The organism is Rhodanobacter hydrolyticus (assembly GCF_044904645.1).
Genome location: NZ_JADIKK010000006.1, coordinates 1 through 5459, shown reverse-complemented (window position 1 = coordinate 5459; position 5459 = coordinate 1). Strand labels below are relative to the sequence as shown.

Annotated in this window: 2 tRNA genes and 3 rRNA genes; all 5 read left to right on the top strand. The window is 55.0% G+C overall.

Annotation, left to right across the window (positions count from 1 at the left end):
• Positions 1-280: 280 nt before the first annotated feature.
• The 5 genes from ISP25_RS00050 to rrf all read left to right on the top strand — a co-directional run bounded on the left by ISP25_RS00050 (position 281) and on the right by rrf (position 5349).
• Positions 281-1821: ribosomal RNA gene (locus tag ISP25_RS00050) — 16S ribosomal RNA — on the top strand.
• Positions 1822-1904: 83 nt separating this feature from the next.
• Positions 1905-1981: transfer RNA gene (locus ISP25_RS00045), tRNA-Ile, on the top strand.
• 5 nt (positions 1982-1986) lie between these two features.
• Positions 1987-2062 (top strand) — tRNA-Ala (locus ISP25_RS00040).
• Positions 2063-2247: 185 nt separating this feature from the next.
• Positions 2248-5126: ribosomal RNA gene (locus ISP25_RS00035) — 23S ribosomal RNA — on the top strand.
• 110 nt (positions 5127-5236) lie between these two features.
• Positions 5237-5349, top strand: a 5S ribosomal RNA gene (rrf, locus tag ISP25_RS00030).
• The 16S, 23S and 5S rRNA genes sit together here with 2 tRNA genes alongside, the layout of an rRNA operon.
• The last annotated feature ends 110 nt before the right edge of the window (positions 5350-5459 follow it).

The following is a 5459-nucleotide window of genomic DNA, read 5'->3' as shown; positions in this document are numbered from 1 at the left end:
CACCACCCGCGCTGAAGAGACTTCGACGAAGGTGTTGACGGACCGAAAAGACGATGTATAGTAGGCGGCTCACCGGGACGAAATGTCCTGTAGCGGAAAGCTCCGCGGTGACGAGATCTTTGACAGTGTGCACAGGTGAATTGTGTGGACGCCTTGCGCTGGCGAGTCGATGACTTGTCCAAGCAATGCAAGCGTCCCACCCAAATGAAAGTCAGTAATGAGTTTCACTGGTTGGGGTCACGCTTCAGAAAGATAGATCGTCTTCGGATGATCGAAAACTTAAGTGAAGAGTTTGATCCTGGCTCAGATTGAACGCTGGCGGCATGCCTAACACATGCAAGTCGAACGGCAGCACAGGTAGCAATACCGGGTGGCGAGTGGCGGACGGGTGAGTAATGCATCGGGATCTACCCAAACGTGGGGGATAACGTAGGGAAACTTACGCTAATACCGCATACGTCCTAAGGGAGAAAGCGGGGGCTCGCAAGACCTCGCGCGGTTGGACGAACCGATGTTCGATTAGCTAGTTGGTAGGGTAATGGCCTACCAAGGCGACGATCGATAGCTGGTCTGAGAGGATGATCAGCCACACTGGGACTGAGACACGGCCCAGACTCCTACGGGAGGCAGCAGTGGGGAATATTGGACAATGGGCGCAAGCCTGATCCAGCAATGCCGCGTGTGTGAAGAAGGCCTTCGGGTTGTAAAGCACTTTTATCAGGAGCGAAATGCCATGGGTTAATACCCCGTGGAGCTGACGGTACCTGAGGAATAAGCACCGGCTAACTTCGTGCCAGCAGCCGCGGTAATACGAAGGGTGCAAGCGTTAATCGGAATTACTGGGCGTAAAGGGTGCGTAGGCGGTTCGTTAAGTCTGTCGTGAAATCCCCGGGCTCAACCTGGGAATGGCGATGGATACTGGCGAGCTAGAGTGTGTCAGAGGATGGTGGAATTCCCGGTGTAGCGGTGAAATGCGTAGAGATCGGGAGGAACATCAGTGGCGAAGGCGGCCATCTGGGACAACACTGACGCTGAAGCACGAAAGCGTGGGGAGCAAACAGGATTAGATACCCTGGTAGTCCACGCCCTAAACGATGCGAACTGGATGTTGGTCTCAACTCGGAGATCAGTGTCGAAGCTAACGCGTTAAGTTCGCCGCCTGGGGAGTACGGTCGCAAGACTGAAACTCAAAGGAATTGACGGGGGCCCGCACAAGCGGTGGAGTATGTGGTTTAATTCGATGCAACGCGAAGAACCTTACCTGGCCTTGACATGTCCGGAATCCTGCAGAGATGCGGGAGTGCCTTCGGGAATCGGAACACAGGTGCTGCATGGCTGTCGTCAGCTCGTGTCGTGAGATGTTGGGTTAAGTCCCGCAACGAGCGCAACCCTTGTCCTTAGTTGCCAGCACGTAATGGTGGGAACTCTAAGGAGACTGCCGGTGACAAACCGGAGGAAGGTGGGGATGACGTCAAGTCCTCATGGCCCTTACGGCCAGGGCTACACACGTACTACAATGGTCGGTACAGAGGGTTGCAATACCGCGAGGTGGAGCCAATCCCAGAAAGCCGATCCCAGTCCGGATCGGAGTCTGCAACTCGACTCCGTGAAGTCGGAATCGCTAGTAATCGCAGATCAGCTATGCTGCGGTGAATACGTTCCCGGGCCTTGTACACACCGCCCGTCACACCATGGGAGTGAGTTGCTCCAGAAGCCGTTAGTCTAACCGCAAGGGGGACGACGACCACGGAGTGGTTCATGACTGGGGTGAAGTCGTAACAAGGTAGCCGTATCGGAAGGTGCGGCTGGATCACCTCCTTTCGAGAACGACAGCGCGATTCGTCGCGCAAGACGTCCACACAAGACACCTGTATTTCACGTAGCGTCCCTAGCAAGAAGCTTCCGGGTCTGTAGCTCAGGTGGTTAGAGCGCACCCCTGATAAGGGTGAGGCCGGTGGTTCGAGTCCTCCCAGACCCACCAACCACGGGGCCATAGCTCAGCTGGGAGAGCACCTGCTTTGCAAGCAGGGGGTCGTCGGTTCGATCCCGACTGGCTCCACCATGGTGACGCGTGAAATCCAAGCACACATAAAGATTTGAAGCGAGGCGGCGTTGAGGCCGTTCTTGTGTTCTTTGAAAACTGGCAAACGAGTGACAAGCGTCTTGGTTCGAACCGAACCGAGACACGTGTTGAGGCACGAACAGGTGGTTTGAAACGTGTAATCCCGAGGCGACTTGGGGTTATATGGTCAAGCGACCAAGCGTATACGGTGGATGCCTTGGCAGTCAGAGGCGATGAAGGACGTGGCAGCCTGCGAAAAGTGTCGGGGAGCTGGCAACAAGCTTTGATCCGGCAATGTCCGAATGGGGAAACCCACCTAGCAATAGGTATCCGTAACTGAATTCATAGGTTGCGGAAGCGAACCCGGGGAACTGAAATATCTAAGTACCCGGAGGAAAAGAAATCAACCGAGATTCCGTCAGTAGCGACGAGCGAACGCGGACTAGCCCAAAAGCATCTAGTGTTTTAGTCGAACGGTTTGGAAAAGCCGGCCATAGCGGGTGATAGCCCCGTAGGCGAAAGGGCATTAGGTGTGAAATTGAGTAGGGCGGGGCACGAGAAACCCTGTCTGAACATGGGGGGACCATCCTCCAAGGCTAAATACTCCTGACTGACCGATAGCGAACAAGTACCGTGAGGGAAAGGCGAAAAGAACCCCGGAGAGGGGAGTGAAATAGACCCTGAAACCGTATACGTACAAGCAGTGGAAGCCCGCAAGGGTGACTGCGTACCTTTTGTATAATGGGTCAGCGACTTACTGTCAGTGGCAAGCTTAACCGTCTAGGGGAGGCGAAGGGAAACCGAGTCTGAATAGGGCGCATAGTCTCTGGCAGTAGACCCGAAACCGAGTGATCTATCCATGGCCAGGTTGAAGGTGCGGTAACACGCACTGGAGGACCGAACCCACATCTGTTGCAATAGATGGGGATGAGCTGTGGATAGGAGTGAAAGGCTAAACAAACTCGGAGATAGCTGGTTCTCCTCGAAAGCTATTTAGGTAGCGCCTCGGACGAATCTTCCTGGGGGTAGAGCACTGTTATGGCTAGCGGGTCATCGCGACTTAGCAAACCATGGCAAACTCCGAATACCAGGACAGACTATCCGGGAGACACACGGCGGGTGCTAACGTCCGTCGTGAAAAGGGAAACAACCCAGACCCGCAGCTAAGGTCCCCAAGTTCTAGCTAAGTGGAAAACGATGTGGAAAGGCATAGACAGCCAGGAGGTTGGCTTAGAAGCAGCCATCCTTTAAAGAAAGCGTAATAGCTCACTGGTCGAGTCGGTCTGCGCGGAAGATTTAACGGGGCTAAGCTAGACACCGAAGCTCGGGGTGCACACTTTGTGTGCGCGGTAGAGGAGCGTTCCGTAAGCCTGTGAAGGTGGATTGTAAAGTCTGCTGGAGGTATCGGAAGTGCGAATGCTGACATGAGTAACGATAATGCGGGTGAAAAGCCCGCACGCCGAAAGCCCAAGGTTTCCTCGCGCAACGTTCATCGGCGCAGGGTGAGTCGGCCCCTAAGGCGAGGCAGAAATGCGTAGTCGATGGGAAGCTGGTTAATATTCCAGCACTTTTCTTAAGTGCGATGTGGGGACGGAGAAGGTTAGGTCTACCGGGCGTTGGTTGTCCCGGGGAAAGGCGGTAGGCATGAGGGTTAGGCAAATCCGGCCCTCTTTATGCCGAGCACCGAGACGAGCCCTTTTGGGCGAAGTGACTGATACCACGCTTCCAGGAAAAGCCACTAAGCTTCAGCTTAAGAAAAACCGTACCGTAAACCGACACTGGTAGGCAGGGTGAGAATCCCAAGGCGCTTGAGAGAACTCGGGTGAAGGAACTAGGCAAAATGGCACCGTAACTTCGGGAGAAGGTGCGCCCTTTTTGGTGGCTACATGCGTAGCTGAGCTGAGAAGGGTCGCAGTAACCTGGCCGCTGCGACTGTTTATCAAAAACACAGCACTCTGCAAACACGAAAGTGGACGTATAGGGTGTGACGCCTGCCCGGTGCTGGAAGGTTAATTGATGGGGTCAGCCGCAAGGCGAAGCTCTTGATCGAAGCCCCAGTAAACGGCGGCCGTAACTATAACGGTCCTAAGGTAGCGAAATTCCTTGTCGGGTAAGTTCCGACCTGCACGAATGGCGTAACGACAGCGGCGCTGTCTCCACCCGAGACTCAGTGAAATTGAAATCGCTGTGAAGATGCAGCGTTCCCGCGGCAAGACGGAAAGACCCCGTGAACCTTTACTATAGCTTTACACTGAACGTTGAGTTCTTCTGTGTAGGATAGGTGGGAGGCTACGAAACCGAGACGCTAGTTTCGGTGGAGCCATCCTTGAAATACCACCCTGAAGTGCTTGACGTTCTAACCTCGGCCCGTAATCCGGGTCAGGGACCGTGTATGGTGGGTAGTTTGACTGGGGCGGTCTCCTCCCAAAGAGTAACGGAGGAGCACGAAGGTACGCTCAGCGCGGTCGGACATCGCGCACTGTGTGCAAAGGCATAAGCGTGCTTGACTGCAAGATCGACGGATCAAGCAGGTACGAAAGTAGGTCTTAGTGATCCGGTGGTTCTGTATGGAAGGGCCATCGCTCAACGGATAAAAGGTACTCCGGGGATAACAGGCTGATACCGCCCAAGAGTTCATATCGACGGCGGTGTTTGGCACCTCGATGTCGGCTCATCACATCCTGGGGCTGTAGCCGGTCCCAAGGGTATGGCTGTTCGCCATTTAAAGTGGTACGCGAGCTGGGTTCAGAACGTCGTGAGACAGTTCGGTCCCTATCTGTCGTGGGCGTTGGAGATTTGAGGGGGGCTGCTCCTAGTACGAGAGGACCGGAGTGGACGTTCCGCTGGTGTTCGGGTTGTCATGCCCATGGCATTGCCCGGTAGCTATGAACGGAAGCGATAACCGCTGAAAGCATCTAAGCGGGAAGCGCGCCCCAAGATGAGATCTCCCGAGAGTTCAACTCTCCTGTAGGCACCATTTAGACTAAGTGGTTGATAGGCGCGGTGTGGAAGTGCAGCAATGCATTGAGCTTACGCGTACTAATGAGCCGTGCGGCTTGACCATATAACCCCAAGTGGCCTTCGCCACGTGCCGGTTCCAACGAATCCGGACGCTTGTCACTCGTTTGCCAACCGAATTGAAGCGGGCGCAATCTGCGCTGCTTCAACCCCTTCCCTGGCGGCCATAGCGCTGTGGTCCCACCCGATCCCATCCCGAACTCGGAAGTGAAACGCAGCCGCGCCGATGGTAGTGTGCACTTGCATGCAAGAGTAGGTCACCGCCAGGGGCTTTATCCCAAACACCCTCACCGATACCGGTGAGGGTGTTTCTTTTTGCGCCCCTCCAGACGAAACCTCTGAAGCGTAGACACCGCTTCCCGCGGGGGACTTTCGCCAG